Genomic DNA, 24,198 nt, shown 5'->3' on the forward strand with positions numbered 1-24,198 from the left:
CAGCGGGAGGAGATGCCTTGCATCTGGGGGACGGATTTGGTGGTGGTGGCCAGGGTGCGGGCCGCCGCTCGTCCCAGGCTTGACGGTGCCTGCTCGGATTCCACCGGGTCGGTGACAGTCACAACGAAACCTCGATCACTGGTAGCGGGGATTGGTGGCGTGCCAGGAGAAGCCGCCGCCCATCCAGGAACGGACACCCACGAGGAAGCGCTGCAGCTCGGGCGACGGCACGGCCAGCAGCTCCCGGTGGCCGTCCTCGAACTCGTGGACGATCTTGTTGTGCAGCTCGACGGTGGCCGCCACCGCCTCCTCGACCGGGCAGCCCCGGTCGGCGGCGATCTGCAGCACCATGTTGCAGACCGGCTTTTCGTCGGCGGCGTCCTTGGCCACCGAGTGCAGGTCGTTGACCAGCACTGACGCCGTTCCGGCCCGCATCATCGCCTCGCGCACCCGGGGGTCGTAGTAGAACGGGGCGGCCAGCTCGTAGCCGCCGACGGCGTCGACGAGGGTCATCGACGTGTAGAAGCTGTCGTGCTGGCGGGCCGCCAGGTACTCCCACGCGGGTGGGTAGCGCCCGGTGTGGCGCCACGCCGCGTAGGCGTCCCAGCTGACGAACATCGAGAACGTCGCGTAGCAGACCCGCTGCACGAGCACCGGGGAACCGTGCCGGCCCAGGTGGCCGATCGCCGAGTGCAGCCCGACGAGGATCGGGTCGCTGCGCAACGCCTCGTCCAGCGGGGCCGTGAACGCCCCGGCCGGGGCGACCGGGTCCATGGCCGCCATGACCAGCGCCAGCCGCGGCGGGAGCTCGGTGGGCGCCGCGCCGAGCGTGCTGTCGTCGGCGTAGTAGTCGTCGGCCGCCCACCAGACCGCGTTGAGCTGCGCCGCGACGAGCAGCCGGTCCGGGTCGTCGCAGTCGGCGTGGGCGAGCATCGCCAGCCGGCCGAACCCGGCCCCGGCGATCTGCTCGAGGCCCTTGCCGGTGAACCCGCAGTCCGCCGCCCAGGCGACCAGGCGCCGGTCGACCTCCGCGGCCAGGCCGTCGTCGACCCGGCCCGTGACCGGGCAGTACAGCGGCGACGCGCTGCCGTCACCCCACGGCAGGTACGCGTACGCCGGGTCCTGCCCGGGCGCCGGTGCGAACTGGGTCGCGATCCGCGCGGCCGACGTCCCGAGGCCGAACGGCGCCGCCGGCAGCCCGCCGACGGTCCATTGTGGACAAGTGGTGCTCTCCCCGGTCACCCCGCCCGCCTCAGACGCGGTCGGCGGCGATCAGCAGGTAGTGGAAACTGCCCTCGCGGTAGGCGGTCAGGAACGGCTTTTCGACGCCGGTGGCGACCGACGACTTCTCCCGCAGCTCCCAGTAGGGGATCGTCGCCGCGGTCAGGTCGACGACGTTGATCGGCACGAACCCGTTGGCGGACAGGGCCTTGAAGTAGTCGCCGCGGGCGTGGATGTTGCAGATGTAGTGCTGGTCGATCTGGCTCACCGCGCGCGACCGGCCGCCCGTGACGTCGTTGTAGCACCCGGTGATCGTCACGTACCGGCCGCCGGGCTTGAGCTGCCGCGCGTGTTCGGCGAACAGGTCGTTCAGGTCCACGTACATCGTGCTCTCGTTGTTCCAGATGCCCTGGAACACCCCGGATTCGAACCCGGTGCCGAGCATGTTGCGCAGGTGGTAGCGCACCGAGCCGTCGATCCCGCGCTGCCGCACGTGCGCGTTGGCGAACCCGACCTGCTGCTCCGAAATGGAGATGCCGTCGACCTGGCAGCCGAACCGCAGGTGGGCCATCACGCTCGTGCCGCCGCGGCCGCAGCCGGCGTCGAGCAGCCGGTCCTCCGGCGCGATCGGACCCAGGTGGTCGAGCAGGACGTCCGCCTGCGCGGTCTCGAGCCGGTGCATCTCCGCGATGATCGCCTCGTCGCGCGTGGCGGCCGGGGTTTCGAGCACGGCCGGGTCGTAGTCACCGAGGCCGTAGTGGTGGTGGTAGAGACCGTCGACGTCGCCCAGCCGGAGGTTCACCGGATCCTTCTCCGCGTTCCAGTAGTCGGCGACCGACTGCTGGTACGCGGTCCGGGTCACGGGCTTCTCGAGAGCGGTCATCGATTGAACTCCTCGGTTGTTTCCTTGCCGGCAAAGGGAATCGTTTCCCTTGGTCAAGACGCTAGTGGCGGGAGTTTCACAGGGACAAGGCGCTTCACCCCGGTTCCGCGGTCGGTGCCCGTCCGGCCCAGTGGGGCCCGCGCCGCAGGTGGCCGGGGCCGGGCCGCCGACCCTCGTTCGAGATCGGTACCACCACGACCGGGTGACGAAGTGCGACAGCCCGTGTCAGGTGATTTCGAGGTTCGCCATCATGCCCATGTCCTCGTGTTCGGCATTGTGGCAGTGGAAGAGGAACCGGCCGCGGTAACCGTCGAAGCGGGTGATGATCTCCGCCGCTTCGCCCGGACGCAGCGAAACGGTGTCCTTCAGCCCGGCGTCGTGCGGCAGTGGCGGCCGCCCGCCGCGGGAGAGCACGCGGAACCCGGCCAGGTGCAGGTGAACCGGGTGGTGGACGTCGGCGACGAGCCGCCACACCTCGACGTCGCCGAGGGGCACGGTGACGTCCGTGCGGGCCGGGTCGAACGGCCGTCCGTCGATCAGCCAGCCGCGCCCGTGGTCCAGTTGCCCGGTGCGGAACGAGAAGTCGCGGATCCGGACCGGCCGGTCCCACGACGGCAGATCAGTCGAAAGCACCGCGGGAACGCGGCTGTCGTCCCGGGCGCGGCGCGCGACCCGGAAGGCCAGCACTTCGGCGGTGCGCCCGGTCCCGAGCCGGTTGAGGATCCGGACGCGGCCGCCGATCGGGACGTCCGCGAAGTCGACGACGACGTCGTGGCGCTCGGCCGGCCCGACCGGCAGCGCGGTGTGGGTCACCGGTGCGGCGAGCAGCCCCTGGTCGGCGCCGACCTGGATGAGCGGGAGCCGCCGCCCGTCGTCGGCGACCGCCTCGAGTTCGTAGTGCCGTGCGTTCGACGCGTTGAGCAGCCGCAGCCGGTATCGGGCCGCGTCGACCTCGTGCACCGGCCACGGCGCGCCGTTGACCAGGATGACGTCGCCGAGCACCCCGCCGAGGAAGCTCTCCCGCACCCCCTGCCGGTCCCGCAGCGTGCCGTCCACCGACGGGTAGTCGAGGCTGCCGTCCGCGGCGAACGCGCGGTCGGTGATCAGCAGGGGCAGTTCCCTCGCCCCCGAGGGAAGGCCGAGTGCTTCTTCGGCGTCGTCGCGCACGATGTGCAGGCCGGCGAGGCCACGCCAGAGCGCCGGAGCCGTGAAGTCCATCCGGTGGTCGTGGTACCACAGCAGCGTCGGCCGCTGGTCGAGTGGGAAGGTGTAGCTGCGGGTGAGGTGCGTCCGCACGGCCCGCGGGTCGGGCATGGCGTGGTGGTCCGCCGTCCAGCCCGCGGGCAGCACGAGATCGGTCGGGTAGCCGTCGGAGTCCGCCGGTGTCCGTCCGCCGTGCAGGTGCACCACGGTCGGCACGGGCAGCTCGTTGCGATGGGTCACGGTGATCGGTGCGCCGCGGCGCGACTCGATCGTCGGCCCCGGGAACGTGCCGCCGTAGGTCCACATCGGCGTCCGGAACCCGGGCAGGATCTCGATTTCCGCGACGCGCTGGGTGATCTCGTAGCGGCCGGGACCCACCGGTTGCAGAACCCGCGGCAGCGGCAGCGGCACCTGGAACGCCGGCGGCAGCGGCACGGCGCTGCGGAGTTCGGCGCCGGTGAGCGCGGGACGCCGCGACAGTGCGGCCGCCGTGGACAGCCCGGCGGCGGCCAGCAGGCCGAAGGCGCCGCCGAGGCGCAGCGCCTGGCGCCGGGTCGTCTCACGCATCGACGGCCTCCAGCGGGCGGCGCCACAGCGCGACGACCAGCGCGACGAGCCCCGCGACGGTCAGCACGCCCAGGGGGAGGTGCAGCCACAAAGCCCCGTCCAGCCCGGCGAAGTACTGGACCGTCTCCGCGGCCGTCACCGCCGTCGTGGCGAGGAACGGCCACGCCCGCCGCAGCCGGACCCAGATCACGATCGCGACGATCAGCTGCACGTAGCCGAGGGACGTGACGACGTCGGCCCCGGCCGCGTGCAGGCGCAAGCCGTCGTAGTCGCCGCTGAGGTACACCCCGGCGAACACCGGCTGGCCGGCGATCGCCACCAGGTGCGCGCTCGCCACGACCCGCAACAGCACCCAGCTCGTTTTCCCGGTTCTTTCCACGCTGAGTCTTTCCACACCGTGAAGCTATGACCGTGAGGACATCGTGTCTAAGATCAATATCGCTATGCCGTTATGACGGGGGAGGCATGACGTGGACCTGGGGACACTGCGGCAGTTCCTCGTGGTGGCCCGGCTGGAGCACCTCAGCCGCGCGGCCGAAGAGCTGCGCGTCGCCCAGCCGTCGCTGAGCCGCACCATCGCGCGGCTGGAGAACGAGCTCGGCACGCCGTTGTTCGACCGGGCCGGCCGGCTCCGGCTCAACGACGCCGGGCGCCTCTTCCGCGGCTATGTCGAACGTGCCCTCGGCGAACTCGACGCGGGCCGCCGCGCGGTCGCCGACGCGACGGGCGAGGGCTTCGGCACCGTGCGGCTGGCGTCGGAAACCTTCCTCACCCTCACCCGGCCCCTCGCCGCGTTCAAGCGGGCTCACCCGGACGTCGAGGTCGAGTTGCACCAGCTGCCCGCCGACGCGATGGCGCGGGCCTTGCGGGCCCGGGAGATCGACCTTTGCGTTGCGTCGCAACCGATTCCCGAGGAGGGCTTGGCCGGGGTGCAGCTGCTCGACGAGCCGGTGCTGGTGGCGACGCCGCTCGGGCACCGGCTGGCGGATCGCGCGTCGGTCGGCGTCGAAGACCTCGCCGGCGAGCCGTTCGTGACGGCCCGGCCCGGCCACTGGCACCGGCGGCTGCTCGACCGGCTCTTCGCCGCCCGGGACCTGAGCCCGAAGATCGTCTTCGAGGGCGACGAACCCGGTGCCATCCAGGAACTCATCAGCGCCGGGCTCGGCATCGGGCTCAACCCGGCGATGGCCCGCCGCGTCGCCGCGCAGGTGCCGGTCGTCTGGATCCCGGTGGACAGCCCGGATTGCCGGCGCACGATCACCCTGTTCTGGGCCGCGGGCGACCGCCTGCCCGCCGCGGCCCGGCTGATGCGCACCACGCTCACCGGGTGGGAGTGGGACCCTCCGCCGTGACCCAGGGGTTGGGGCGGCAGACGGCACCGTCGGGACGGACTTCGGCGGCGGCACCGGGTTCGGCTCGGTTGAGGTTCGCGAGATAGGTGTTGGCGAGCCCGAAGGTCTGCTGCATCATCACCGGCGCCGGCGCACCGGAGGCGGGGCAGCCGACGTGGCCGAGGCCGAGGGCGTGGCCCATTTCGTGGTTGATGGCGTAGGCGCGGTAGCCGGGCAGGTCGCCGTCGTAGGAGTGCGCGCCGCGGAGCCAGCGGGCGAGGTTGACGACGATCCGGTGGTCGCGTGAGAGGCGGCACGAGGAGTCGAAGGGGATGCCGAAGCCGCAGAGGTCCGGCCGCCGGGCGGTACCCGGGCTGGTCAGGCTGATCCGGATGTCGGGGCGGGCAGCGGGACCGTCGAGCCGGCGGAAGGTGACGGCGCCGAGCCCGGTCCAGCCGCGCGGGTCGGCGAGGATCGTGTCGACGTCGTGCCCGAAGGAGGCGACGTCGACACCGTTTTCGATTTCGACGGTGTAGGAGAGGAGTTCTTTGCCGGTGCCGATGTCGTGTCCCGGGCCGGGGACGACGCGCCAGGTCCCGTCGCCGGCTTCGGTGACCGGCACTCCTTCGGGCAGGGTGGCGGATTCGGGGGCGGGTTCGGGGGCCGGCTTCGGGGCAGCGGTTCTCGTGCTGGGCGGGGCGGACGCGACACCGGAGATGCGGCGTGGCTGGGCGGCCTCCGGGATGAGGAGCAGGGCAACGGCGAGCGCAACGGCGAACACGAGCACGGCCGGCGGCCACCAGTCGGCGTGCGCGGGTTCGCGGGCTGGGGCCGGTGGGGGCGGGGCGGATGGCTCGGGGGTGGCGGTGGGGGTGCGGGGAACCCGGGGGGCCGGTGGGCCGACCGAGATCGCGGGGGCGACGGAGATCGTGCGGGGTCGCCGGGACGAGTGGGTTGGTCCGGGTTGGGCCGGAGTCGGTTCTTCGGTCGAGGTGCGTGGCTCCGGTGCGGTGTGGGGCCGGGCCGTCGGTGCTGCTGGTGCCGCCGGGGCGGCTGGAGCCGCTGGAGCCGCTGGTGCGGCCGGTGCGGCTGGTGCCGCCGGTGTGGCCGGACCTGCCGGAGCGGTGGGAGCCCCCGGTGCCGTTCGAGCCGCCGGCGCCGGGATGTGCGGCACCCTCGGCGCCGCTGCCCCAGGCGACCCCGCCGGCCGGCGTCGCGGCTGGGGCAGCCAATCCACACGGGCCCGCGGGTGCTGTTCAGTAGGCAAGGACCACGCTCGCACACTCCGGCGCCACCGCGCCCTCGGACCGCGGGTACGACACCGTCGACGGGTCGCCGTCCGACGTGTAGCGGTGGCCGGACGCCGCGCCCAGCTCGTCGAGCCAGTGGGCCGATCCGTACTCCGCCTCCGCACCCGCCGACTGCGAACGGATGCGGGGGATCGACGCGGGCTCGAACCCGGCCGAACACGGTGCCGGTGCCGGGCCCGCCCCCACCAGCAGTGCGCCGCCGTGGGAATAGCCCGGGCCCTGCATCGCCAGGCCCGCCCGGCGCGGCCGGCTTCCGTACGGCAGGGCAAGCGTCTTCGGCTGGTAGCCCGGGATCGCCTGGCGGATCAGTGCGTCCTCCTCGGCGATGGCCGCCGTGGCTTCGCTTTCCGTTGCCTTGCGCAGGTTCGTGTGCCGGCGCGTGTGGTTGCCGATCTCGAAGCCGTGGTCGGCCAGCCAGCGCAGCGCGCGCCCGTCGGGGTCGCCGCCGAACGGGTGCTCGTTGACGTACAAGCTCGCCACCGGGCGGAACCGCGGGTGTGCCGCGGCGACGTCGAGGAGGATCCGGATCGCCGTTCCCGGTTCCGGCCGGCCCTGGGGCGTCAGGCGGAACGCCGTGGGGTCGCCGTCGTCGAACGTCAGGACCACCGGGTGCGCGCCGGCCGGGAGGTCGAGCCGGCGGGACACCAGTTCCGCCGTCGTGATCGGGACGTAGTCCTCGGCCGCGAGCCGCTCGAGCTCCGCCGTGAAGTCGGCGGGCGTGCGCTCGTAGACCGACTTCGGCTGCGCGACGATGCGGTGGTACATCAGGACCGGCACCCGGCCGAGCTCGTCGGCAGGGACCGTCGCAGCCGGCGGAGGTTCCGGGCTCGCAGCGACGGACTTCCTTCGGGGCACGAATTCAGCCGCGGCACGCTCTTCGACCGGCCGAGGTTGTCGAACCACCGTCGGACACGGCCGAAGTTCCGCAGGTGCGTCCGGAACCGGAGACCGAGCCGTTCCCTGACGTCGAGCCGCAGGCGCGCGAGCCGGAACCCGAGTCGCCGCCCGAGGCCGTTTCGCCGCCACCGGAGCGAAAGGTCGTCGGGCACGGTCTGCTCGGCAGGGTCAACCGGCTCCTGCGGCGCAGCTGACCGTCACCCCAGTGGCGCGCTGTCCTTGGCCACCCCGGCGAGCAGGTCCCCGTGCTCTTCGATGCGGTCCAGCACCTCGTCCCCGGTGAACGTCAGCTGCGTGACGTGGCGGCAGGCGCGGACCTCGTCCCACGTCACCGGGGTCGACGCCGTCGGGTGGTCGCGGCCGCGCAGGGAATACGGGGCCACCGTGGTCTTCGCCGGGTTGTTCTGGCTCCAGTCGATGAACACCCGGCCGGTGCGCTGGGCCTTCGCCATCACCGCCGTCACCGACTCCGGTGTCTCCTTCGCCAGGCGCTGGGCGAGCCGCTTCGCGTACGCCGACGGAGCCGCCGGGTCGTCCGTGCGGATCCCGCAGTAGAGCTGCATTCCCTTGGAGCCCGACGTCTTCGCGTACGCGGTGAGCCCGTCGGCCGCCAGGACGTCGTGGAGGCGCTCCGCCACCCGGCAGCAGTCGACGATCGTCGTGCCCGGACCCGGGTCGAGGTCGAAGACCAGCCGGTCCGGGGGCTGCCGGGTGCCCGACTCCACCGTCCACTGCGGAACGTGCAGCTCGAGCGCCGCCATGTTCGCGGCCCACACCAGGCCCGGGAGGTCGTCCAGCAACGGGTAGTCGATGGTGCCGCCCGTGCCGGCCAGGCGCACCGTGCGCAGCCAGTCCGGGGCGCCCTTCGGGACGTTCTTCTCGAACCACTTCTGGCCGTCGACGCCGTTGGGGTAGCGGATGAACGTGACCGGGCGGCCGGCGATGTGCGGCAGCAGCACCGCCGCGACGCGGGAGTAGTAGTTGATCACCTCGCCCTTGGTGAACCCGTCCGCCGGGTACAGCACCTTGTCCAGATTGGACAGGGTGAGCCGCCGGTTGCCGGCCTGGACGGTGAGCCGCTGCCCCGCCGGCTCGGGCGAAGGCGACGGCGCGGCCGGCGGCGAAGAAGGTGGGGGCGGGGCAACCGCGGCGGGGTCGTGCGGGACCGCGCGCGGCGCCAGGACTTCGGCCGGGTCCTTGTCGTGGCGCAGGCCTCGCCAGGCGGTGTGGCGGACGCGGCCCCCGCGGGTGAACTGGCGGTAGACGATCTCGCCCACCAGGCGCGGCTCGACCCAGCGGGCGCGGGCGGTGTCCTCCCGCGGCGGCGTGGTGGCGAAGGGGTGGGTGCGCCGCTCCATGGCCTCCAGCTGCGCCCGCAGGTCGGCGCGGGAGGCCTGGCTGAACCCGGTGCCGACGTCGCCGATGTAGACCAGGTCGCCGGTGGCGGGGTCGTGCGCGCCGAGCAGCAGCCCGCCGAGGGTCCCGGTGAAGCTGTGCTGGCCGGGCCGCCAGCCGCAGACGATCACCTCCTGCGTCCGGACCAGCGGGTGCTTGAGCCACGAATCCGGCCGCTGCCCGGGGAAGTAAGCCGATGACCGCAGTTTCGCGACGACCCCTTCGTACCCGGCGGACGCGGCGTGGGCGAGGAAGTCGGCGGGCGTGCGGCGGTCGGCGGCGAGCTCGTCGAAGGTGACCGCGCGGACCACCGAAACGCGGTACGGATCGGGCATCGGCAGCTCGTCGAGCAGGCTGCGGCGCTCGTCGTACGGCGTCGACAGCAGGCTCCGGTCTCCGAGCCGGAGCAGGTCGAACGCCAGGAACCGGACCGGGACGTCCTGGAACTCCAGCCCCTTCGGCCCGCTCTGGTGCCGGACGTAGCGGCCGCGGCGCTCCTGCATCCGCTCGAAGTCGATGCGGCCGTCTTCGCCGTAGACGACGACCTCGCCGTCGAGGTAGGCGGCGCGGCCGTCCAGCGCGGGGGTGAGCACGCCGGCGAGGTCGGCGAATTCCGCGGTGAAGTCGATGTTGTTGCGGCTGGTGAGCACGGTCGTGCCGTCCGGGGCGATCCGCATGGCCGCCCGGTAGCCGTCCAGTTTGTACTCGTAGGCCCACTCCGGGCCGCTGCGCAGCCGGCCGCCGTCGGCCTTGGCGAGCATCGGCTCCAGCCAGGCCGGGACGTGCGCCCCCTCGTCTGCCGCCATGTCGACCTCCGTCACCTTCTGCGCCCAAGGTGCTGATTCGGCCAAAAGCAGGCCGCCCCTCCGCGGCACGTAACCGTTGCTACGAAGTCATTCGGCCGTGGCTGTGGCCGGATCAGTGCCGATCGACACAGTAACCCGTTCGGCCTAGGTTAGCTGGATTTGTGCAGGTGACAGACGGCGTGAACGCCTGTTCGGTGCGGTACTCACGCGGGCAGGAAGTCGTCGACGGCCCGGCGCAGGGTCGCGCGCACCTTCCCGGCGTCGTCGAGTTCGCCGCCGTGCAGGGCGCCGTCGCGCAGCAGGACGAGCACGCGCGCCGCGTGGTCCGGTTCCGGGTGACCGAGGTCCGCCGCCTGTTCGCGCAAGACACCGAAGAACCACTGCCGGTGGTCGTCGATGACCCGGCGGACCCGGTTGTCCGGATCGGGGTACTCGGCGGCGGCGTTGAGGAACTGGCAGCCGCGGAAGTCGTCCCCGCACGTCGCGTCGCCGACCACCGCCATGGTTTCGGCCAGCCCTTCGCGCGGTGGCTTGCCCGCCCGCGCCGCGTCGACGGCCGCGCGGATCTGACGGCTGGTCTCGGCGAGGTAGGCCGCGACCAGGTCGTCCTTCGTGGGGTAGTGGCGGTAGAAGGTCGCCCGGGTCACTGCCGCCTCGGAGACCAGGCGCTCCACCCCGACGGCGTGGATGCCTTCGGCGTAGAAGAGCCGGGCGGCGGTCGCGAGCAGCCGGTCCTTCGGGTGCGGCTCGACGGTCGTCATCCCGACACCATAGAGAAAGACCGATCGTTCTGCCAGATTGGCTTCGTCACATTGCCACCACGGTGCGGCGGGGCCAGAGTAGCTAGCAGAAAGACCGATCGTTCTCCCTAAAGGAGCCAGCCATGAGCAAGCCCACCATCGTCCTGGTCCACGGCGCGTTCGCCGACTCGTCCAGCTGGACCGGGGTCGTCGCGAAGCTGCGGGAGCAGGGCTATCCGGTCCTGGCGGTGGCGAACCCGCTGCGCGGTATCGAGTCCGACGCGGCCTACGTGAAGGACGTCGTCGACAGCGTGCCCGGCCCGGTGGTCCTGGCCGGTCACTCCTACGGTGGCGCCGTGCTCACCCGCGCCGCCACCGAGACGCCGAACGTCCGCGCCCTGGTCTACATCGCCGCGTTCCAGCCCGACGCGGGCGAGAGCGTGTTCGAGCTGTCCGGTCGCTACCCGGGTGCGAAGCTCGGCCCGGAGACCACGAACGTCCTGGTGCACGACGGGGAGCCCGAGCTGTCGATCAAGCCCGGGGACTTCGCCGAGGTCTTCGCCGCCGACGTCCCCGCGGCCACCGCCGCGATCATGGCCGTGACCCAGCGGCCGGTCACGCAGCAGGCGCTGGCCGCGCCGTTCGAGGGCACCGCGGCGTGGTCGAAGCTGCCGTCGTGGACGCTGGTCGCGAACCAGGACAACGCGATCCCGGCCGCGGCGCAGGAGTTCATGGCCGAGCGCGCGTCGTCGACGGTCCGCCGGATCGACGCCTCGCACGCGGTCGCGGTGTCCCAGCCCGAGGTCGTCGCCGAGGTCATCGTGGCCGCGGCGGCGCACGTCGAGTGAGTCAGCGGCACAGCGTCGTCGCCTCGTCGAGGCGGGACAGCTTCTCCGGGTTGCGCACGGCGTAGATCCCCGTCACGAGGCCGTCGTCGATGCGGGCCGCGAGGACCGTGTCGGCTTCGCCGCCGCGGCGGAGGATCAGCGCCGGGTAGCCGTTGACCTGGGCCGCCTCGAGCGTGCCCACGGCGAGGTTGCCCAGGCCGGCGGCCAGCAGGCGGGCGACGTCCGCGGCCCCGGTGACGGGCGACAGCGTGGCCTGGACGATCCCGCCGCCGTCGCCGAGGAACACGACGTCCGGGGCCAGGACGTCGAGCAGGCCCTGCAGGTCGCCCGTTTCGCCGGCGCGCCGGAACGCTTCGAGGGCGTCCCGGGTCGCCGCCGCCGAGACGGCACCGCGGGGCCGGCGGGCGGCGACGTGGGAGCGGGCCCGGTGCGCGATCTGCCGCACGGCGGCCGGGCTCTTGCCGACGGCCTCGGCGATCTCGTCGTAGCCCAGGTCGAACACCTCGCGCAGCACGAACACCGCCCGCTCGGCCGGCCCGAGTGTCTCCAGCACCAGCAGCATCGCCATCGACACGCTGTCGGCCAGCTCGACGTCCTCGGCGACGTCGGGCGTGGTCAGCAGCGGCTCGGGCAGCCACGGGCCGATGTAGGACTCCTTGCGCCTGCCGAGCGCCCGCAACCGCATCAGGGCCTGGCGGGTGGTGATCCGGACCAGGTACGCACGCTGGTCGCGCACCACGGCGAGATCGACGCCGGCCCACCGCAGCCACGTCTCCTGCAGGACGTCCTCGGCGTCGGCGGCCGAGCCGAGCAGCTGGTAGGCGACGGTGAACAGCAGGTTGCGGCAGGCGACGAAAGCCTCGGTGGCGGGGTCGGCCATGGGGTGGCTCCTCCTTCGTTCGCGGGTTTGCCCACCGGATGCCGGCCGCCGTCGCGGTGTGACAGTGATCGTCGTCACCTGCCCAGGGTGTCACGGGGCGCGGGGCCGCCGGCATCTCGTGGTCGTTCGCAGGCACACCACGAGCGAGGACGAAGCCATGGAACCCCGTTTCACCTTGACCGACAACGAAATCGGCGCCAAGTTCGCCAAGCGGTTCGGCACCGCGAGCCTGGCGATCATCCAGTCACCGCTGGAAAAGGTCACGCAGGAGCTGGTGTCGCTGCGCGTCAGCCAGATCAACGGCTGCGGCTGGTGCGTCGACGTCCACACCAAGGAACTGGCGGCCGCCGGGGAGGCGGGCGTGCGGATCAACCTGGTCGCGGCCTGGCGCGAGGCCACCGTGTTCACCGAAGCCGAGCAGGCGGCCCTCGCGCTGGCCGAGGAGGGCACCCGGATCGCCGACGCCGCCCCCGGCGTTTCCGACGACACCTGGGCCCGGGTCCGCAAGCACTACGACGACGACCGGATCGCCGCCCTGATCGCCCTGGTCGCGCAGATGAACTCGGCCAACCGGCTCGCGGTGATCGTCCACCACAAGGGCGGCGCGTACGAGCCGGGCATGTTCGGCTGACGGCCGGTTTGTGCTTCGCTGGGGGGCATGACGAAGGCGGAGCGGTGGCGTCGGTACTGGGACCGCAAGTCCCCGAAGTACGACGCGGAGATGGGCGTCTGGGACCGCCGGCTCTTCGGCGACTCGCGGGAGTGGGCGTGCGGCCGGGCCACGGGCGAGGTGCTGGAGGTCGCCGCCGGGACCGGGCTCAACTTCCCGCACTACCCCGCGGAGGTGACGCTCACCGGTCTCGACCTCAGCGAGGGGATGCTCGCCATCGCCCGTGACCGCGCCCGCGGGCTCGGCCGCCCGGTGACCCTGCGCGAGGGCGACGCCCACCGGCTGCCGTTCGCCGAGGCCTCGTTCGACACTGTGCTGTGCACGTTCGGGCTCTGCGCCATCCCCGATCCCGCGGCCGCGGTCGGGGAGATGGTGCGGGTGCTGCGCCCGGGCGGGCGGCTGATCCTGGTCGACCACGTGGCGTCGTCGTCGCGGATCGTGCGGGGTCTGCAGTGGCTGGTCGAGCTGGCGAGCGTTCCCCTGGCCGGCGAGCACTTCCGGCGGCGGCCGCGGAAGCTCGTCGAGGCACTCGGACTGCCGGTGGAGCAGCGGGAGCGCTTCAAGCTCGGGGTGGTGGAACGGCTGGTCGCCCGCAAGGTCAGCTGAGCAGGACGCTCTCCTCCAGCCCGGCCAGCAGTGCCGCGGCGTCGTCGTAGATCGCGACGGCGCCGGCCTCGGTCAGCTCCGCCGCGCCGACGCCACCGGAGAGCACCGAGACCGTGCGCACGCCGGCCTTGGTGGCGGCGTGGACGTCCCAGACCGCGTCGCCGACGAAGACCGTCTCCTCCGGCGAGGCTCCGGCCTTGTCGAGCGCGGCGAACACCGGCTCCGGGTCGGGCTTGGTCGCTTCGACGTCGGCACCGGAGACGATGCCGGCCACCACGTCGTCGACATCGAGGACCTTGCGCAGGGCCTCGAGCTCGTCCGGACCCGCCGACGTGGCCAGCACCACGCGCACCCCGCGCCCGGCCAGCTCACGGACGAGCTCGGTGGCGCGGTCGAACGGCCGCAGCAGGTCGGCCGCCTCCAGGTAGAAGCGGCTGTGCAGGTCCTTGGCCCGGTCGCCGATGCGGCCGGCGTCGTCGTCGCCCAGCAGGGTGCTCAGCAGCTTGCCGGACCCCTTGCCGATCGCGCGGTGCACGCGCCAGGAGTCGACGTCCCGGTCCAGCGCGTGGAACGCCCGGCGCCAGGCGTGGACGTGGAGGTAGTTGGAGTCGACGAGCGTGCCGTCGACGTCGAACAGGACCGCGGTGGCGATGGCAGGCTCCTCGGGTCGGTGCGGTTTCCCCGTGTTCCGCGCGGGTATCGGGAGGGGGTGCTCCGAATACCCCGTCCCGGAAGGACGTACACATGACCGGCTTCGTCTCGGCGGGCTTCCGCGGGCTGGCGGCACTGCGGCGCGCCCCGGCCTTCCACCCCGTCGGCGTCGTCCTGCGCGGTGAACTCCGGGCGATCGCGGACGACCTGCCCTGGCCAGCCGCGCCGGTTCCCGTCGTCGCGCGGCTGTCCAAGGGCGCCGGCACGCCCGGGCGGCTGCCGGACGCGCTCGGCCTGGCGGTGCGGATCCCCGGTGCGGGCCGCGACGGCGGGCCGTGGGACATCCTGCTGACGACGGCGGGCAGCGGCCACCTCGGGCGGATGCTGCCCCGCCCGGCGGCCGCCTGGACGCGCGGTGCCTACAGCAGTCTCGCGCCGTACCGCCGGGCCGACCGGCTCGTCTGGCTGGGGGCGTGGGCGGCCGCCTCGGCACCGCGGATCGAAGCGTCACTCGACGCGGCCCGCGCGGCAGGGAAGTGGGAATTCGTGATCCGGACCGGCCGCGAAGACGGGCGCTGGTGCGACAGCGCCCTGCTCACGCTGACCGGAACCGGCGGGGACGCACCGGCGTTCGATCCGATGCTGAACCGCCCGCCCGGGCTGGAGTTCGCGCCGGACTGGCTGGTGCGCCTGCGGGAGCGGGCCTACGCGGGGAGCCGGGCCGGGCGGGTACGGGTTGCGGCAAAGCCATGAGGGCACCCTCATGGCCTCCCCGGCAGGGCCCCGGCAAAGTCGCGGTGGCTCGCTCACCCGGCAGCGCAGCTCAGCCAACGTCTTGAATGAGTCATTCAGGACCTCCGAAGCCCTGAATGACTCATTCAAGACACCGCGGGAGCGGGCGCCGGGGGAATCGCCGTGTTTGACGGATTCCGGACGGGCTATCCGATCGGGTGATCGTGGAGGAGGTGGTCACCGTGCTCGCCCGGCACAATTCGGTCTGGCTGGTGCCCCGGCTCGGTGCCCTGGCCATGGCCTCGGTCGTCGGCGTGCTGGACCGGACGACGTACCCGCAGCTGCGCGACCGGTTGCTCGAATTCGCGGCGGACTCCGAGGACGGCGTGCTGATCGACATCGAGCGCCTCGAACTGCGCGACCGGGCGCTGATCAGGGTGTTCGCCCTGATCGCCCTGCGCGTCGGCGACTGGCCGGCCATCCCGTTCGCCCTGGTGACCGGGCGCCCGGAACAGCGGACGGTGCTCGCGGAGAGCGGGGTGCCGGTGTACCCGGACGCGGACGCGGCCGAGGCGGCACTGACCCGCCCGGCCCGGCGCCGGATGGGCCGGTTGCTGGACCGCTCGCCGCGCACGTCGGCGCGCGCCCGCGGGTTCGTCCGCGGGGTCTGCGCGGAGTGGATGGTGCCGGAGCTGGCCGAGGACGCGGAGCTGATCGCGACGGAACTGGTCGAGAACACGCTGCGCCACACGGATTCCGCGCCGCGACTGCGGCTGGAGCTGCGCCGGCGGTCGCTGTCGGTGGAGGTGTCGGACGAAAGCCGGCGGCCGGCGGTGCTGCGGGAGGGGCTGGACCTGGCCGACGTGGGCATGGGCCTGCGGATGATCACGAAGGTCGCGAGACGGTGGGGGAGCAGCCGGTCGCGGTCCGGGGGGAAGACGGTGTGGGCCCTGCTGGCTCGTTAGGGAACGCCGGGGTGCCGGACGACGGTGCGGCCGCCCGGCCTCGCCGTCGAGGCGCCGCGGAACCCCGGCCTCCGAACGCCGAAAGGCCGCCACCAGGGCGTTCGCTGCCCCGGCGACGGCCTTCCCGATCAAAGGCGGTCAGGCACCCGGACCGGAGTAGATCTCCGCGGCCGGCGGGTCGGAGACCGTCGTCGGCTTGTTCCAGTCGCTGAACTCCATCGCGCCGTTCTTCGGGTCCGACATGCGCAGCAGGTAGTGCGGCTCGGTCGCCGCCACCGTGGCCGTTCCGTCCGAGCTCGTGAAGCTCAGGGCCGGCGCTCCCGCGAGGGTTGTCGGCTCGCCCCCCTTGAACGTCGACTTCTCCAGTTCGCCCAGCGTGCCCTGGGTGAACGACTTGTAGTCGAGGAACACCTTGAACGCGCCGGCGATGCTCTCGCCGATCTTGGCCGTCGACGACACCCACTTACCGGTGATCTGCTTGGCGGCCGCGGCGGGGGCGCCGGACTGCTTCACCAGCGACTCGGTGAACTTGAAGTAGTACTTGTCGCCGATCCGCAGCACCGGGATCTCGAGGCCGTCCTTCACCACCGTGCCGCTCGCGCTGTCCGGGTTGAGCTGCAGGTCCAGGTTGATCGTGCTGCCGTCCTGGGCCATCGTGCCCTTGACGTGCACGGCCGAAGCCTGCTTCGCGGCGTCGGAGATGGCCGCGCCCACCTTGGTGGCGTCGAGGGCCGGGGCCGCCGGGGCCGTGGACGTCGCGGACGTCGGCGTGCCGGCCGCGGCTGGGGCGGGGGTGGCCGGAGCGGCGTTGCAGCCGGCGATGGCGAGGGATCCGGCCGCGAGGAGCGCGGCCAGGCGGAGGCGAGGCATGGGTAGTCCGTTCGTGAAGGCCGGGGCGTCCCCGGACACGAACGGGCTATCGTCCGAACGGGTGATCCGTTACAGCCGCCGTGACGAAGGTCAGCGCACCTGGCGGCGGGGGCGGAAATCGCGTTCGGTTTCGACCTCGCCCTCCGGCGTGTGGACGAAGTGCCCGACCCCGCGCTTCCGCGCGATCTGCCGCCCCGCCAGCACGGCGTCGACGCGGCGGGGAGAGGTGTTGGACGCCCGGCGGCCGCCTTCGACGCGGTTCTTCCACAGTCCGTCTTCGTAGTAGGTGTGCACGTCACCCTCCGCCACGACGCCGCCTCCCATCGTGAGACCTGGAAGGCTGCGGGTGCCCGGGGACGTAGCGGACAAACGTGCTCCGGCGCTTCAGACCAGCCCGAGTACCTTGATGGCGTTGTCCTTGAGGATCAGCGGCCGCACCTCGTCCTTGAGATCCAGTCCGGCGAAGTCGGCGAGCCAGCGGTCCGGGGTGATCACCGGGAAGTCGGATCCGAACAGGACTTTCCGCTTCAGCAGCGTGTTGGCCGCGCGCACCAGCTGCGGCGGGAAGTACTTCGGCGACCAGCCCGACAGGTCGATGTAGACGTTCGCCTTGTGCGTCGCCACCGAGATCGCTTCGTCCTGCCATGGCACCGACGGGTGCGCCAGGATGATCGTCAGCTCCGGGAAGTCGGCGGCGACGTCGTCGAGCAGCATCGGGTTCGAGTAGCGCAGCTTGATGCCGTGCCCACCCGGCAGGCCCGCGCCGATGCCGGTCTGCCCGGTGTGGAACAGGGCGGGTACGCCCAGCTCCGCGATCGCTTCGTAGAGCGGGTAGTACCGGACGTCGTTCGGCTCGAACGCCTGCAGGCTCGGGTGGAACTTGAACCCGCGCACCCCGTGCTCGCTCACCAGCCGCCGCGCGCGCAGCACGGCCGCCTTGCCGGCGTGCGGGTCGACCGAGCCGAACGGGATGAGCACGTCGGCGTGCTCGGCGGCGGCGTCGGCGATCTCCTCGCTCGACAGCGCCGGGTGCCCGGTCGCGGCCGGCGCCTCGACCGTGAAGACGACGGCGGCCATCTTCCGGGCCCGGTAGTGCTCGGCGATCGCGGTCACCGTCGGCGTGCGGTCCTGGCCGGCGCGGAAGTACTTCTCCGACGCGTCCAGCAGTTCCTGGTCGAGGGCGAAGCAGCCGTGGCCGTCCTGTTCGACGTGGGTATGGACGTCGATGGCGGTCAGGGAGGAAAGATCCACGAGTAGCTCCAGGTCAGGGCAGGTCGGGCTGCGCGGCCTTGGCGGCCAGCAGACGGTCGAGGACGGCGTCGCGGGCGGCGACGAGCCGGTCGTGGTCGGTGCCGGCCAGCTCGGCGTCGACCCCGGCGACCAGGGACTCGGCCAGCTCCGGCGTCAGGTGGACGCGGCCGAGGTCGCGCCACCACTCTTCGGTGGGCGGGCCGAGGTGGCGCAGGACGTGCGCGAGCCCGCCCGCGCCGCCGGAGAGGTGCTGGTTGGCGAACGGGCCGAGCACGGCCCAGCGCAGGCCGGGCCCGTGGGCGATGGCGGCGTCGATGTCGGCGACCGTCGCGACGCCGCGCTGGACCAGGGAGTACGCCTCCTGCCACAGCGCGGCCTGCAGCCGGTTCGCGACGTGGCCGGGCACCTCGCGCGTCAGCCGGATCGGCCGCTTGCCGGCCGCGGTGTAGAACTCGACGGCGCGGTCGACGACCTCGGGCGCGGTTTCCCGGCCCGGGACGACCTCCACGAGCGGGATCACGTGCGGCGGGTTGAACGGGTGCCCGACGACCACCCGCTCGGGGTGCTTCGGGCAGCCCTGCGCGATGACGCTCGGCAGCAGCCCGGACGAGCTGCTCGCCAGGATCACCTCCGGCCGCGCGGCCTCGTCGAGCACGCCGAACAGGCGGTGCTTGACGTCTTCGCGCTCGGGTCCGTTCTCCTGCACGAAATCCGCCTCCGACACGGCGGTGCCGGCGTCGGTGGCGAAGCTCAGCCGGTCCTGTGAAGCGCCTTCGGCGAGACCGAGCCGGATCAGGGTGGGCCAGTGCGCGGCGACGTCGGCGCGCAGCCGGTCTTCGGCGCCGGGCGCCGGATCGGTGGCGACGACGTCGAAGCCGCGGCCCAGGAAGTGCGCGGCCCAGCCGGCCCCGATCACCCCGGTCCCGACGACCGCGACGGTGGCGACCGGGCCGGGCTTCGGCGCGCGGCCGCCGGGGGAGGAGGTGATCCGGACGGTCATGCCGGTCCTCCGGCGAGCGCGACGAACGGGTCCAGCGACGCCGGATCGGCCAGGACGTCGCGCGCGGCGACGTCGTCCGGCCGCGCCCCGCGGAGCAGTTTCTTCACCGGCAGCTCCAGTTTCTTCCCGGTGCGGTTGCGGGGGATCGACGGCACGGCGGTGATCGCGTCCGGCACGTGCCGTGGCGACAGCGCCGTCCGCAACGTCGACGCGATCCTGGCGCGCAGGGCGTCGTCGAGTTCGGTGCCGGACCGCAGCGCCACGAACAGCCGGAGGTCGCCGTTGCCGCCCGCGGGGTCTTCGAGGTGTACGACGAGGGAGTCCTCGATCTCCGGCAGTTCCTCGACGACGGCGTAGAACTCGGCGGTGCCCAGCCGGACCCCGCCCCGGTTGAGGGTCGCGTCCGAGCGGCCGGCGATGACGCAGCTTCCTTCGGGGGAGAACCGGATCCAGTCGCCGTGCCGCCAGATCCCGGGATAGGTCGAGAAGTACGTCTCGCGGTAGCGCTCACCGGAGTCGTCGCCCCAGAACCCCACCGGCATGGACGGCATCGGGGCGGTGATCACCAGCTCGCCCAGTTCCCCGACCACCGGCGCACCGTGCTCGTCGAACGCCTGGGCGTCGACGCCGAGGCAGGGGCCGGAGATCTCGCCCGCCCGGACCGGCTGCAGCGGGCTGCCCTGGACGATGCCGCTGCACACGTCGGTGCCACCGCTGCCGACGTTGAGCAGGACGCCCGGAAACCGCTCGTGCACCCAGTGGAAGCCCTCGGCGGGCAGCGGGCTGCCTGCCGCGCCGAGCTGCCGCAGCGCGGACAGGTCGTACTCGGCGGCCGGGTCGAGGCCCGCCTTCCGGCACGCCATCAGGAATCCCGGGCTCGCGCCCATCAGCGTCGCGCGGGTCTCCTCGGCCAGGCGCCACTGCCAGGCCAGGTCCGGGTGCAGCGGGTTGCCGTCGACCAGCACGATCGACGCGCCGGTGAGCAGCCCCGACACCAGGGCGTTCCACATCATCCAAGCGGTGGTGGAGAACCAGAGCATCCGGTCGCCCGGACGCAGGTCCCAGCTGAGGCCGTGGTTCTTGAGGTGCTCCAGCAGGATGCCGCCGTGGCCGTGCACGATCGCCTTGGGCTTGCCGGTGGTGCCGGAGGAGAACAGCACGCACAGAGGGTGTGCGAAACCGACCGGCTCGAACCCGGGCGCCCTTTCGGTGAGCAGGTCGGCCCAGGCGAGCGTGCCGGGCAGGTCGTGGCCGCCGTAGGGGACGTGCACGACGTGCTCTGCCGTGGGCAGGCCCGCGCGGATCTCGGCGACCTCGGCGCGGCGGTCGACGTCCTTGGCGCCGTAGCGGTAGCCGGAGATCGTCAGCAGCACCCGCGGCTCGATCTGGCCGAACCGGTCGACGACCGAGCGGGCGCCGAACTCGGGGGCGCAGGAGGCCCAGATCGCACCGAGGCTGGCGACGGCGAGGTAGGCGACCACGGCTTCCGGGATGTTCGGCAGGTACGCCACGACGCGGTCGCCGCGCCCGACGCCGAGCCGGGCCAGCCCCGCACGGGCGCGGGCGACCTGGTCGCGCAGCTGCGCCCAGGTGAGCTCGGTGCGCTCTCGCGTCTGGGAGTAGGCGATGACCGCGGCCTCGTCGTCCGGGCCGTGGCCGAGGGTGTGTTCGGCGTAGTTGAGGGTGGCGCCGGGGAACCACTCGGTGCCCGGCATCCGGCGGTCGGGCACCACCGCGGTGGCCGGGGTGTGGAAGCGGACGCCGAAGAAGTCCGTGATCGAGGACCAGAAGCCGTCGAGGTCGGTCACCGACCAGCGGTGCAGTTCCGCGTAGTCGTCGAACGAGTGCCCACGGTCCGCCAGCCACCGCAGGTACCGGCCGATCTCGGTGGTTTCGCGGACGTCGGGCGCGACCGGGCGCAGGATCATCGGCCGACCTTTCCGGCGCGCTTTTCGAGGAAGGCCTGCATCTTTTCCTTCGCCTCGGCGCTGCCACTGGCGACGGCGGCCATCAGCGCCTCCATCAGGTAGCCCTCGGCCGGGTTGGCCTCGGCGATGCGGGGGAGGGCCTGCAGGACGGCGAAGTTGGTGATCGGCGAGTTCGACGCGATCTTGCGAGCCAGGCCGAGCGCGTGCTCCAGGCCGTTTTCGACGCGGTAGTGCGACAACCCGGCGGCGTGGCCCTCGTCGGCGTCGAGCACGCGGCCGGTGAGCATCATGTCGGCCATCCGGTGCGCGCCGATCAGCCGCGGCACCCGCACCGACGCGCCGCCGCCGACGAACAGCCCGCGCTGCCCCTCCGGCAGGGCGTAGAACGCCGAAGACTCGGCGACGCGGATGTGCGCGGCGGCCGCCAGTTCCAGGCCGCCGCCGACGACCGCACCCTTGAGCACGGCGACCACCGGGACCCGCCCGCGTTCGAGCCGCTCGAAGGCGCGGTGCCACATCATCGAGTGCTCCAGGCCCTCGAACGCGTCGCGCTCGGTCAGCTCGGAAAGGTCCAGCCCGGCGGAGAAGTGGTCGCCCACGGCGTCGAGCACGACGGCCTTGACCCCCGGCGGCGGGGCGCCGAAGAACGACTCGATGCCGAGGACGGTCGCGTCGTCGAGGGCGTTGCGCTTCTCGGGACGGGCCAGCCGCAGCACGGCGATGTCGTCCCGCAGCTCCAGGCGCAGCGAAGGGGGCAGGAGAGGGCTGGTCATGCGGGTCCGTTCGTGAAGGTTTCGGCGGCCAGGGTGCGCAGTTCGACCCGGCGGATCTTGCCGGTGGCGTTGCGGGGCAGGGTGTCGGTGAACTGCACGTGCTTGGGAACCTTGTAGCGCGCCAGGTGCCGTTCGAGGTGGGCACGGAACTGCGGTTCGTCCAGCTGCGCCCCGGGCCGCACCACGACGAAGGCCGCGCCGGCCTCGCCCCAGCGCTCGTCGGGCACCCCGACCACGGCGCAGGCGTCGACCGCGTCGAGCCGGGCGGCGACCGCTTCGATCTCGGCCGGGTATACGTTTTCCCCGCCGGAGATGATCAGGTCCTTGACCCGGTCGACGACGTGGGCCCAGCCGTCGTCGTCGACGCGGACGACGTCGCCCGTCCGGAACCAGTCCCCGGCCACGAAGCTCGCTGCCGATTCGGCGGGCCGGTTCCAGTAGCCGCCGAAGACGTGCGGGCCGCGCACGAGCAGCTCGGCCGGGGTCCCGTCGAGCGGCTGCGGCGTGAAATCGGCGCCGAGCGCGGCCACGTCGGTGAAGAAGTGCGGCACCCCGGCGGCGACCGGGTGGTCGAGGGTGCCTTCGTGGGTGGCCATCGAGACGCCTGGGGCGGCCTCGGTCATGCCGTAACCCTGCAGCAGTTTCACGCCGCGGTCGAGCCACGCGCGGGCGACGCGCTCGGCCACCGGCGACCCGCCGTAGAGCACGCAGGTCAGCGAGCTCAGGTCGGTGCGGTCCCAGTCCTCGTGGCGGCACATCATCTCCAGCATCGTGGGGACCGCGGAGAAGCTGGTGATCCCGGCCTCGCCGATCCGGGCGAGGATGGTGCCCGGATCGAACTTGGCCACGGGCTCGACGCTGCCGCCCTTGAACAGCGTCGGCAGGGTGATCTGGCCCAGCCCGACGCAGTGGAACAGCGGCGCGATGCACAACGCCTTGTCGGTGCCCAGGACGTCGAGGTGCGCGAGCTGGTTGACGGTGTTCCAGGTGAGGTTGCCGTGGGTGAGGATCGCCGCCTTCGGCCGTCCGGTGGTGCCGGAGGTGTAGAGCAGCAGGCACGGGTCTTCCAGCCGGACCACGGTGTCCGCCGCCGGCCCGCCCTCGGCGATTTCCGCCTCGAAGTCCCCCTCGGTCGCGAGGACGGCGCCGTCCGGAAGCGCACCCGCCGACGCGACGAGGCCGGCGGTGTCCGCGCTGTGCACGAGGACCGACGCGCCACTGTCGTCGAGCATGTACCGGATCTCGGTGGGGGAGAGCCGGTAGTTGAGCGGGACGAAGATCGCGCCGCAGCGGGCGGTGGCGAACAGCGTCTCGAACACGGTGATGGCGTTGACGCCGAGGTAGGCCACGCGGTCGCCCGGCCGCACGCCGCGCCGGGTGAGCGCGCCGGCGAGTCTTTGCACCCGCTCGGCGAGCCCGGCGTAGGTGAGCGACCGGCCGGCCTCCACCAGCGCGGTGCGGTCCGGGTTGATCCGCGCCCGCCGCGCGGGCCAGCTCCCCAAGCCGAAATCGGGCCGGTTCACGGTTCCCTCCTTCACCAGCGGAGCACCGGTTTGATCGTGGTGCCGCTCAGCATGTCGTCCACTGCCTGCTGAATCTGCCCGAACTCGTAGTGCGTGACCAGCTTTTCGAGGGGGAACCGGCCCGCGGCGACGAGCTCGGCCAGTGTCGGCACCAGCGCCTGGGTGTCCGCGTCACCCATGGTCAGGCCGACGACGTGCCGTCCGGGGAGCAGGAAGTTGACGTCCACGGGCACCGTCGTGCCGAACGCGGGGGCGCCGACGACGACCGCGGTGCCGCGCGCGGCCAGCGTGCTGATCGCCGTGCCCAGGACCCCGGCGTTGCCGGTGGTTTCGACGACGCCGTCGACCCCGCGGCCGCCGGTCAGCTTGCCGACCGTCTCGGCGAGGTCCTCGGCGCCGGTGTCGATCGTGTCGGTGGCGCCGAGCTCCCGGGCCAGCGCGAGCCGGGCCGCCACCCGGTCGACGGCGACGATCCGGGTCGCCGGCGTCAGGTGGGCGGCCATCACCGCCGAGAGGCCGACCGCGCCCGCGCCGGTGACCAGCAGCGTGGCGCCCGGTCGCGGGGCGAGGACGTTCCACACGGCGCCGGCGCCGGTCATGATGCCGCAGCCGAGCGGGGCCAGCAGGTCCAGCGGCGCGTCGGCGGCGACCTTGACGACGCTGCGTTCGTCGGCGACGGCGTGCCCGGCGAAGCTGGACTGGCCGAAGAAGTGCCCGCCGAGCGGGGTGCCGTCGCGGGAGATCGGGGTCGTGCCGTCCGGGCGCCGGCCGCCGAGCAGGTTGGCCGGCAGCCAGGTCTCGCAGTAGGCGGGGTGGCCGTCACGGCAGTTCGCGCAGCGGCCGCAGGAGGTGTAGCTGAGCAGGACCCGGTCGCCGGGCTGCACCCGCGTCACCGCCGCGCCGGTCTCTTCGACGATCCCGGCGCCTTCGTGGCCGAGCACGCCGGGCAGCGGGAACGGCAGGGCGCCGGCGGCGACGCCGAGATCGGTGTGGCAGACGCCGGTGGCGACGATCCGGACCCGGACCTCGTCCGGGCGCAGCTCGCCGAGGGCCACTTCGCCGAGGGTGAACCCGGAGCCGGCGGACTCCACGACGGCCGCGGTGGTGGTGGGCATGGGGGGTCTCCTCCTGAACGAGGGTGGTCACCT

The 24,198-nt window shown here is 72.8% G+C and carries 26 protein-coding genes; 8 read left to right on the forward strand and 18 right to left on the reverse strand.

Going from position 1 to position 24,198, the window contains the following annotated elements:
• Window positions 1-135 precede the first annotated feature (135 nt).
• The 4 genes from ACLJQF_RS45490 to ACLJQF_RS45505 form a co-directional block, all read right to left on the reverse strand.
• The gene (locus tag ACLJQF_RS45490; RefSeq protein WP_410616619.1) at window positions 136-1,242 is read right to left on the reverse strand and encodes a family 2 encapsulin nanocompartment cargo protein terpene cyclase; all 1,107 of its coding nucleotides are present in this window, start codon (window positions 1,240-1,242) and stop codon (window positions 136-138) included.
• A gap of 10 nt (window positions 1,243-1,252) precedes the next feature.
• Window positions 1,253-2,104 (reverse strand): geranyl diphosphate 2-C-methyltransferase, encoded by an 852-nt coding sequence (locus ACLJQF_RS45495; protein ID WP_410616621.1) that lies wholly within the window; start codon window positions 2,102-2,104, stop codon window positions 1,253-1,255.
• A gap of 225 nt (window positions 2,105-2,329) precedes the next feature.
• On the reverse strand, window positions 2,330-3,874 hold the full coding sequence (locus ACLJQF_RS45500) for a multicopper oxidase family protein (RefSeq protein WP_410616622.1): 1,545 nt from the start codon (window positions 3,872-3,874) through the stop codon (window positions 2,330-2,332).
• Complete coding sequence (locus ACLJQF_RS45505) at window positions 3,867-4,253, reverse strand: hypothetical protein (protein ID WP_410616623.1); 387 nt, start codon at window positions 4,251-4,253, stop codon at window positions 3,867-3,869. Before ACLJQF_RS45505 ends, ACLJQF_RS45500 begins: the two co-directional genes overlap by 8 nt.
• Window positions 4,254-4,344: 91 nt before the next feature.
• Here ACLJQF_RS45505 and ACLJQF_RS45510 point away from each other — a divergent pair, with 91 nt between their 5' ends.
• Window positions 4,345-5,226: a LysR family transcriptional regulator gene (locus ACLJQF_RS45510; RefSeq protein ID WP_410616625.1), complete on the forward strand. Its 882-nt coding sequence runs from the start codon at window positions 4,345-4,347 to the stop codon at window positions 5,224-5,226.
• On the opposite strand, the gene ACLJQF_RS45515 is transcribed toward ACLJQF_RS45510, so the two are convergent.
• A complete protein-coding gene (locus tag ACLJQF_RS45515) occupies window positions 5,195-5,992 on the reverse strand; it encodes a DUF3152 domain-containing protein (protein ID WP_410616626.1) in 798 nt (265 codons plus the stop codon). The two genes, ACLJQF_RS45510 and ACLJQF_RS45515, sit on opposite strands and share 32 nt — an antisense overlap.
• Before the next feature lie 218 nt (window positions 5,993-6,210).
• Here ACLJQF_RS45515 and ACLJQF_RS45520 point away from each other — a divergent pair, with 218 nt between their 5' ends.
• Window positions 6,211-6,468 (forward strand): hypothetical protein, encoded by a 258-nt coding sequence (locus tag ACLJQF_RS45520; RefSeq protein WP_410616628.1) that lies wholly within the window; start codon window positions 6,211-6,213, stop codon window positions 6,466-6,468.
• On the opposite strand, the gene ACLJQF_RS45525 is transcribed toward ACLJQF_RS45520, so the two are convergent.
• Complete coding sequence (locus tag ACLJQF_RS45525) at window positions 6,462-7,292, reverse strand: polysaccharide deacetylase family protein (RefSeq protein ID WP_410616630.1); 831 nt, start codon at window positions 7,290-7,292, stop codon at window positions 6,462-6,464. The genes ACLJQF_RS45520 and ACLJQF_RS45525 overlap by 7 nt on opposite strands.
• Before the next feature lie 152 nt (window positions 7,293-7,444).
• Here ACLJQF_RS45525 and ACLJQF_RS45530 point away from each other — a divergent pair, with 152 nt between their 5' ends.
• Window positions 7,445-7,606 carry a hypothetical protein gene (locus ACLJQF_RS45530; protein WP_410616632.1) on the forward strand — a complete coding sequence of 54 codons (162 nt, stop codon included), beginning with the start codon at window positions 7,445-7,447 and terminating at the stop codon, window positions 7,604-7,606.
• 3 nt (window positions 7,607-7,609) lie between these two features.
• On the opposite strand, the gene ligD is transcribed toward ACLJQF_RS45530, so the two are convergent.
• Together ligD and ACLJQF_RS45540 are read right to left on the reverse strand one after the other, a co-directional pair.
• Window positions 7,610-9,613: a DNA ligase D gene (gene ligD, locus ACLJQF_RS45535; protein ID WP_410616633.1), complete on the reverse strand. Its 2,004-nt coding sequence runs from the start codon at window positions 9,611-9,613 to the stop codon at window positions 7,610-7,612.
• Between the two features lie 203 nt (window positions 9,614-9,816).
• The gene (locus ACLJQF_RS45540; protein WP_410616635.1) at window positions 9,817-10,374 is read right to left on the reverse strand and encodes a TetR/AcrR family transcriptional regulator; all 558 of its coding nucleotides are present in this window, start codon (window positions 10,372-10,374) and stop codon (window positions 9,817-9,819) included.
• 122 nt (window positions 10,375-10,496) lie between these two features.
• On the opposite strand from ACLJQF_RS45540, the gene ACLJQF_RS45545 reads away from it, so the two are divergent.
• Window positions 10,497-11,201 carry an alpha/beta fold hydrolase gene (locus ACLJQF_RS45545; protein ID WP_410616636.1) on the forward strand — a complete coding sequence of 235 codons (705 nt, stop codon included), beginning with the start codon at window positions 10,497-10,499 and terminating at the stop codon, window positions 11,199-11,201.
• Between the two features lies 1 nt (window position 11,202).
• On the opposite strand, the gene ACLJQF_RS45550 is transcribed toward ACLJQF_RS45545, so the two are convergent.
• Window positions 11,203-12,081, reverse strand: coding sequence for an RNA polymerase sigma-70 factor (locus ACLJQF_RS45550; protein WP_410616637.1), 879 nt, complete (start codon window positions 12,079-12,081; stop codon window positions 11,203-11,205).
• A gap of 157 nt (window positions 12,082-12,238) precedes the next feature.
• Here ACLJQF_RS45550 and ACLJQF_RS45555 point away from each other — a divergent pair, with 157 nt between their 5' ends.
• A complete protein-coding gene (locus ACLJQF_RS45555; RefSeq protein WP_410616638.1) occupies window positions 12,239-12,712 on the forward strand; it encodes a carboxymuconolactone decarboxylase family protein in 474 nt (157 codons plus the stop codon).
• A gap of 27 nt (window positions 12,713-12,739) precedes the next feature.
• Window positions 12,740-13,357: a class I SAM-dependent methyltransferase gene (locus ACLJQF_RS45560; protein ID WP_410616639.1), complete on the forward strand. Its 618-nt coding sequence runs from the start codon at window positions 12,740-12,742 to the stop codon at window positions 13,355-13,357.
• Here ACLJQF_RS45560 and ACLJQF_RS45565 read toward each other — a convergent pair.
• Window positions 13,350-14,144: an HAD family hydrolase gene (locus ACLJQF_RS45565; protein ID WP_410616640.1), complete on the reverse strand. Its 795-nt coding sequence runs from the start codon at window positions 14,142-14,144 to the stop codon at window positions 13,350-13,352. The genes ACLJQF_RS45560 and ACLJQF_RS45565 overlap by 8 nt on opposite strands.
• On the opposite strand from ACLJQF_RS45565, the gene ACLJQF_RS45570 reads away from it, so the two are divergent.
• Entirely contained in the window at window positions 14,102-14,761 is a 660-nt protein-coding gene (locus tag ACLJQF_RS45570; protein WP_410616641.1) for a hypothetical protein, read from the forward strand. The two genes, ACLJQF_RS45565 and ACLJQF_RS45570, sit on opposite strands and share 43 nt — an antisense overlap.
• A 197-nt stretch (window positions 14,762-14,958) precedes the next feature.
• Window positions 14,959-15,705, forward strand: a complete 747-nt coding sequence (locus ACLJQF_RS45575; protein WP_410616642.1) for an ATP-binding protein — start codon at window positions 14,959-14,961, stop codon at window positions 15,703-15,705.
• A 138-nt stretch (window positions 15,706-15,843) separates the two neighbouring features.
• On the opposite strand, the gene ACLJQF_RS45580 is transcribed toward ACLJQF_RS45575, so the two are convergent.
• The 8 genes from ACLJQF_RS45580 to ACLJQF_RS45615 all read right to left on the reverse strand — a co-directional run bounded on the left by ACLJQF_RS45580 (window position 15,844) and on the right by ACLJQF_RS45615 (window position 24,165).
• On the reverse strand, window positions 15,844-16,575 hold the full coding sequence (locus ACLJQF_RS45580; RefSeq protein WP_410616643.1) for a hypothetical protein: 732 nt from the start codon (window positions 16,573-16,575) through the stop codon (window positions 15,844-15,846).
• Window positions 16,576-16,665: 90 nt separating this feature from the next.
• The gene (locus ACLJQF_RS45585) at window positions 16,666-16,884 is read right to left on the reverse strand and encodes a DUF2188 domain-containing protein (RefSeq protein ID WP_410616699.1); all 219 of its coding nucleotides are present in this window, start codon (window positions 16,882-16,884) and stop codon (window positions 16,666-16,668) included.
• A gap of 75 nt (window positions 16,885-16,959) precedes the next feature.
• Complete coding sequence (couO, locus tag ACLJQF_RS45590; protein WP_410616645.1) at window positions 16,960-17,826, reverse strand: 4-hydroxyphenyl-beta-ketoacyl-CoA hydrolase; 867 nt, start codon at window positions 17,824-17,826, stop codon at window positions 16,960-16,962.
• Window positions 17,827-17,839: 13 nt separating this feature from the next.
• Window positions 17,840-18,826, reverse strand: coding sequence for a 3-hydroxyacyl-CoA dehydrogenase NAD-binding domain-containing protein (locus tag ACLJQF_RS45595; RefSeq protein WP_410616646.1), 987 nt, complete (start codon window positions 18,824-18,826; stop codon window positions 17,840-17,842).
• Window positions 18,823-20,754 (reverse strand): acetoacetate--CoA ligase, encoded by a 1,932-nt coding sequence (locus ACLJQF_RS45600; RefSeq protein ID WP_410616648.1) that lies wholly within the window; start codon window positions 20,752-20,754, stop codon window positions 18,823-18,825. Before ACLJQF_RS45600 ends, ACLJQF_RS45595 begins: the two co-directional genes overlap by 4 nt.
• The gene (locus ACLJQF_RS45605; protein WP_410616650.1) at window positions 20,751-21,527 is read right to left on the reverse strand and encodes a crotonase/enoyl-CoA hydratase family protein; all 777 of its coding nucleotides are present in this window, start codon (window positions 21,525-21,527) and stop codon (window positions 20,751-20,753) included. The genes ACLJQF_RS45600 and ACLJQF_RS45605 overlap by 4 nt, the downstream gene beginning before the upstream one ends.
• Entirely contained in the window at window positions 21,524-23,050 is a 1,527-nt protein-coding gene (locus tag ACLJQF_RS45610) for an acyl-CoA synthetase (RefSeq protein ID WP_410616651.1), read from the reverse strand. Before ACLJQF_RS45610 ends, ACLJQF_RS45605 begins: the two co-directional genes overlap by 4 nt.
• A gap of 11 nt (window positions 23,051-23,061) precedes the next feature.
• Entirely contained in the window at window positions 23,062-24,165 is a 1,104-nt protein-coding gene (locus tag ACLJQF_RS45615; RefSeq protein ID WP_410616652.1) for an NAD(P)-dependent alcohol dehydrogenase, read from the reverse strand.
• Window positions 24,166-24,198: the final 33 nt, after the last annotated feature.

It is taken from the genome of Amycolatopsis sp. lyj-109 (assembly GCF_046548995.1).
Lineage (GTDB): Bacteria > Actinomycetota > Actinomycetes > Mycobacteriales > Pseudonocardiaceae > Amycolatopsis.